Below are 5,740 nucleotides of genomic sequence, written 5' to 3' on the forward strand. Positions count from 1 at the left end.
TCATTCCTTGATGACCTGTAGTCATACAAGATGATGGGAGCTTCCCCATCATTTCCAGTACGATAAAGCCACATGTAAGACTTCGTTTGAGGCTTTTTTCCATCCTCCTTCAGTACTTGAATTGGCGTTTCATCGCAATGGATGATATCCCTCTCTAGTAGCTTCATCCTCATGTACTGTATGATAGGATAGAAATAATCCTGGGAACAACGTATGATCCAATTGGCCATAGTGCTACGTTTCAAAGCAATACCAAGATTCTGCCAGTCTTTTTCCTGACGATAAAGGGGCATGCTATTTACGTATTTTTGATACATTACATTGGCAACAGAACTTGGGGATGCAAGTGAATGGTTCATTAAAGATGTCGGTGTAGGTGCCTTTTCTATGTAGGGTTTGTCGGTATGCTTACACTTAGGGCATTCATAAGCCATACGGACATAACGCACAATTTGTAGTTTTGCAGGTATGTACTCCAGCTCCTCACGAACGGTTTCCTTACCAATTGGTTTTAAATCCATCCCACACTGAATACAGTACAGATCCTCCTTCGGTATCTCACATAGTATCTCACGAACAGGAAGATCTTTTATAATTTCTATCCTTTTTGTTCTTGTATTAGTACGGGTGTAGCCCTTTACTTCCTTGGTTATAGGTTCTGGATCAGGAGAATCAGAATAAGCCTCTGCCTCATTGAACAAGAGTAATTGCCCTTCAATATCATTCTTCGGAGTTTTTTCACTAGATGAACCGAATTTTTCTTTACGGAGTATTAGTATCATTTCCGTAAGATTTTCTACTTGTAACTGTAAATTTTTTATTGTATTCTCAAGTTGAGTAATGTATGCATCTTTCGTATTCATCAGTGGTTTTTCTCCTACCATATATTCTAAATTTGATAGGTTTATTATACCACAAAAGTAGCTTAAAAGCCAGTAAAATCAGGACTTTTAGCCACTTTTAATTTAACAAAATGCACCTTGTTTTACAGGTTTAATAGCCTTTGGTTGGTCGATAGAAAGCCCTTCCATTAACCATCGAAATTCCTGCCAGGAGAGAAGTTTTACTTCATCCTGACTACGAGGCCATTTAAAATTTCCGTTCTCTAATCTTTTGTAAAGAAGAACAAAGCCATCTCCTTCCCAAAGGAGTGCTTTAAGTCTATCCCGGCGTCTTCCGCAGAAAAGAAAGAGACTTTTTGAAAAAGGATCTAGATGGAACTGTTCTTGTACCACTGCAGCTAGTCCATCAATTGATTTACGCAAATCGGTATAACCACAGGCAATGTAGATGGTCTTAGCTACAGTAATATCACCTAGCATATATTCTTCAGTGCTAGGAGCACTGCCTCAATAGTTTGCTGATTGGCTCCGTTATGGATTTCAATTGTCGCAGATTGATGATGAATAATAATAGGTGTCATAATATTATTTGATTGTTGTTGTATTTCAACTTTGGCAAATGTCAGTTGCTTATCTTGCTTAGGTATTATAGGGAGCATTTCTTCACATGCTTTTATTCGTATCTTACGAAGCCAATAGTAATAAGAATTACGGCTTATGTTGTTCTTATTGCACCACTCTTCTACCTTAAGCCCACTGCTTTGGCAGTCTGCTATTAGTTTTTCCCATTGTTCTTGACGAAGCTTAGTTTTTACACAAGTAATTTCATCCATGTTTTTCAACTCCTTAGTAAAGTTTTTCAAGTTTTTCAACTTAAAAAACTTAAACTCTATCTTATAGAGTTATTATTACACGGATCTTATCAATAGGACAGGCACTCTATTATAGAGCGCTTACCATTATTCATTCCTCCTATTACCAATTATAGCAATCAAAATGATTCCTGTAAAGACAAAATGTAAACTCAGATTGCATTTTGTCTTTACAGTTCACCTCTACACATAAAAAACCCGCAAGTACTCTTAAAATTTCTTTTACAAGTCCCACGGGTATCTGGCAAATATTTTATTCTTATAATATACCACTTATTTTTCCGAAACAATACTTTCTATAGTTAATGCATATATTAAGTATTGTTGCATGAACTCATAGAACATCTCTTCATAATAATCTCCGTTATTTAGATTATCTTTATCTATTTTATATATGCATAGCCAATCATTATTGTTGTATGAAATAACCTCTGCATTTAATCTATCTACAAGTTCCGTTCTACGTTGATGTTTTCTATCCCTATCTTTACCTAGTCCATTATTTAACCTTGAAATTGCACCTTCACCTGCAAGTTTGGTTATATTCTTAATAATGTATATGTAATTATCATCTTCTACTGCTTGAGATAATTCTATTTGGCAGAAATAATCACTTCCAAATTTAAGCGGATTAGTTCCAAGAACTAAATGTGATTTAGGAATTCTGGTTTTATATCCCCATTCTCCAAGATTAAAGAATAGTTCATACTCTCTATTTCTTATTTTCAGAACATGCGTACTCTCCTGATACATGAAATATACTTTTTCCATATCTAATGAATATTCTTCTAAAAATTCTTCATTCTGCATTGTAACAGAAACTGAGTCTACTGTAAGAGATAAATCTAAGTTAGGTATCTTTATTTCTATATTATCATTTAAAGCGGTATTCTTTAGTAACTCCTTAATTCTATTAACATTTTCTATGGTTACCAATTCATATCCCATACCTCTATCTCCTTTCGTTACTATACAAATTTCTGTAATAGTCTTTAAATTCTTTTAAAATCATAGTCCATTTAATTAGCCTTTCTCCAAAATAATCAGAGTTAATGCTGTTGTCTTGTAATTTAATAATGCATATATACTCTTTTCCTTCTTCATCAATAAAAATCTCATCATCATATCCGTGCTCTCTTAGATAATCAAAAAAGTACTTCCTTTTCAATCCTCTTCTTCCTATGGTAAATTTACCATAATTTCTTATCTCAAATATATTGTTATCCCCATATACTCTTGTATTAAACGACTTGGAGAAGTAATATGGCATATTTACCTCAAGAATCTGTCCTAATGTATTATTGCTATACTCTGGTAATGTAGTTATGATTCCACATCTATTGACCTCACCTGTTGATGCATTAACCCATTCTACTGTAGAAACCCAGATAGTATTATCTTTATGCTCGATCTCATAAACATCTAATCCCTGTTGTGAACCAGATGGATTTCCCCACTTTCTTATTCCAATACTGTTGAAACCTTCTAAACAAGTTTCTAATACATTAAATATTTCCCTTGTTTTCTCTTCGCTATCAACTTTATACATATTTATATCCCCCTAAAGATTTTGTTAGTGTAAACCTATTTATATAAATTATAGATTTAAACTCTGTGTTATCAGGGTTTTCAAAGTTTTTTGCAATAAAAAACTTTGACCCCCCTTTTTTTGGTATAATTGAGTCGCCAAACAACAAAAATTCCAAAAGAAAGGTTGATCATTGTGAACTCAATTATATCATCTTTACTTTGTAAGCGTCAATTAAAACAGTGCATAGCAAAAGCCAGCAAAGTAATCTATAATTAATTCAAATTACTTACTGGCTTTATTTTTACAGAATGCCTGCACATCTGGATGCCATGGTAGGAAGTCTTCCAACCATTCTGGCTCCTCATCAAATCTAACTCCAGGCATATATTTAAAAATATATAGTAGATAATTATAAGGATTTATATCATTAGCCTTAGCCGTTTCAATAATACTATAAACAGCAGCACTGGCTTTGGCCCCTTCTGGACTTCCGGAGAACAGCCAGTTTTTTCTTCCGAGAGTAAATGGTCGAATGGAGTTCTCTGCTAGATTATTAGTTATTGATATATTTCCGTCCTCAAGGAATTGCATTAAACCTTCTTTTTGATTTATAGCATAATTAAAGGCTTTATAGAGTTTAGACTTTGGTAAACAGTTATCTCTATTCGCATTAACCCATGACCAAAAAGCCTCTAGAATCGGTTTCGACCGTTCCTGACGCTGTTTTTTTCTCTCCTTAGGAGTTAAGGATTCTAACTCGCTTTCTATCTTAAAGAGTTCTTTACAGTATTGGATTGCTTGAGTTGGAAGGGTTGCTTCTTGTTTCTTTATGTCTGAAGGCAAGGCATCAACAAAGTACCGTCGCAGATGTGACCAACAGTAGCAACGAATTATGTTTTCAACCTTTTCATATCCCTTGTAGGCATCTGTTATAAGGTAACCGCTAAAGCCTTTGAGGAAATCTTTGGCATAGTAACCATTCCTTGTAGGTTGATATTCAAATATTCGCATTGGAAACTTAGAGTCTTTATAAGTTCCATACACCCACATGAATGAATCGGTAGTGTTTTTCCTATCATTTTCATTCAGAACTTGAACTTTAGTTTCATCAGCATGAAGATATTTTTCCTCAAGCATCTTCTTATGAAGGAGATTAACCATAGGCATCAGCCAATCTCTTGAAGCTATAAGGAGCCAGTTCGACATGGTCTGTCTAGATAAGTTTAAACCCAGATTTGACCAATCTTTCTCTTGTCTATAAAGCGGCATAGCATTAACAAATTTCTGGTACATAACGTGCGCTACTGATGAAGGTGATGCAAAGGAATGTGGAATTACTGGTGAAGGTAGTGGAGTCTTCTCTATGTAAGGCTCATCTGTATTTTTACACTTACGACATTCGTATGTTTCACGGTAATAATCAATTACACGAAGTGTTGCAGGTATATATTCTACTTCAGTTCTTACGAATTCTTCCCCAATTCTTACAAGTTCAGAATTACACTGTAGACATGAGAGGTCTTCAGAAGAAAGTTTAAAAACCATCTTATCATGTGGTAGTTTATCTAGCTTATCTTTACGCTGACCTTTATATTTCTTTTTAAGTGCAGTTGTAACTTCTTCTATAGTTGGCTCAGGTGCATCAGAAACTGCTTCTACTTCAGCTTCATCAAAAAGAGACATCTGTCCCTCGATATTTAAGGACTTAGATGTCTCTGAACTTTTACCGAATAATTTACGGGTCAAAAAGGTAACCGTCTCATGAAGGTTTTTGTTTTCTAGCTCTAATTCTGCTATTCTAAGCTTAAGTTCGGTTACTTGATCCACTGGTTTCATTCGTATATTTCCTTTGTGTTTTTATAAAGTAATTATATCATAAAAACAAGCACAAAGCTAGTGTTTTCAATGAATTTAGACATTTTATATGACTGATTTTACACTTACTTTCTTGACTGCTTTAGGTTGATTTATAGATAAGCCTTCCAGAAGCCAGCGGAATTCCTGAGGGGTTATTTTACGGACTTCTTCTTCATCACGTGGCCATTGTTGTTAGTATATAACTATGGACACGGAAAGTTGAACATTCTATAATATAACAAAGGAGTGTTCAATCATGGCAAAAAAACAAAAATCCTATACACCAGAATTCAAGCAGCAGATTGTAGACCTGCGTATTAAGGCTGGAAAAGGTATAACAGAATTATCTAACGAATATGGCGTTCCAAAGGGCACAATCTCTACCTGGGTAAAGCTTCTTTCCCCAATACAGGTTTCAGAGACAGAAACTATTTCTATGAAAGAGTATAAGGCTCTTCAAAAGAAAATGAAGGAACTAGAGATAGAAAATGAAATATTAAAAATAAGCTTATAGCCAACAAGTTGGCTTTTGCCATATTTGCCAAAAATCAATAGCTGAGTACGTGTCCTTTATTCAAGCTAATCTTGATAATTATACTGTTAAACAAATGTGCAAGGTACTTAAGTTTCCTCGCAGG

Annotated in this window: 7 protein-coding genes; 1 reads left to right on the forward strand and 6 read right to left on the reverse strand. The window is 34.6% G+C overall.

Features of this window, described 5'->3' with window-relative positions; genetic code table 11:
- The 6 genes from N3C_RS14275 to tnpC form a co-directional block, all read right to left on the reverse strand.
- Window positions 1-863, reverse strand: an 863-nt coding sequence (locus N3C_RS14275; RefSeq protein WP_143312694.1) for an IS66 family transposase, incomplete at its 3' end; no start/stop codon positions are given.
- A 102-nt stretch (window positions 864-965) separates the two neighbouring features.
- Complete coding sequence (tnpB, locus tag N3C_RS14280) at window positions 966-1,322, reverse strand: IS66 family insertion sequence element accessory protein TnpB (protein ID WP_074366673.1); 357 nt, start codon at window positions 1,320-1,322, stop codon at window positions 966-968.
- On the reverse strand, window positions 1,316-1,675 hold the full coding sequence (gene tnpA, locus N3C_RS14285; protein WP_074366674.1) for an IS66 family insertion sequence element accessory protein TnpA: 360 nt from the start codon (window positions 1,673-1,675) through the stop codon (window positions 1,316-1,318). The genes tnpB and tnpA overlap by 7 nt, the downstream gene beginning before the upstream one ends.
- A 312-nt stretch (window positions 1,676-1,987) precedes the next feature.
- On the reverse strand, window positions 1,988-2,662 hold the full coding sequence (locus N3C_RS14290) for a hypothetical protein (RefSeq protein ID WP_074366675.1): 675 nt from the start codon (window positions 2,660-2,662) through the stop codon (window positions 1,988-1,990).
- A 4-nt stretch (window positions 2,663-2,666) separates the two neighbouring features.
- Window positions 2,667-3,263, reverse strand: a complete 597-nt coding sequence (locus N3C_RS14295) for a hypothetical protein (RefSeq protein ID WP_074366676.1) — start codon at window positions 3,261-3,263, stop codon at window positions 2,667-2,669.
- Window positions 3,264-3,527: 264 nt separating this feature from the next.
- Window positions 3,528-5,081: an IS66 family transposase gene (gene tnpC / locus N3C_RS14300; protein WP_074366677.1), complete on the reverse strand. Its 1,554-nt coding sequence runs from the start codon at window positions 5,079-5,081 to the stop codon at window positions 3,528-3,530.
- Between the two features lie 277 nt (window positions 5,082-5,358).
- Between tnpC and N3C_RS14305 the strand changes: the two genes are divergently transcribed.
- Entirely contained in the window at window positions 5,359-5,616 is a 258-nt protein-coding gene (locus N3C_RS14305; protein ID WP_074366678.1) for a transposase, read from the forward strand.
- Window positions 5,617-5,740 lie beyond the last annotated feature (124 nt).

The organism is Clostridium sp. N3C (assembly GCF_900095445.1).
GTDB lineage: Bacteria > Bacillota > Clostridia > Clostridiales > Clostridiaceae > Clostridium_AU.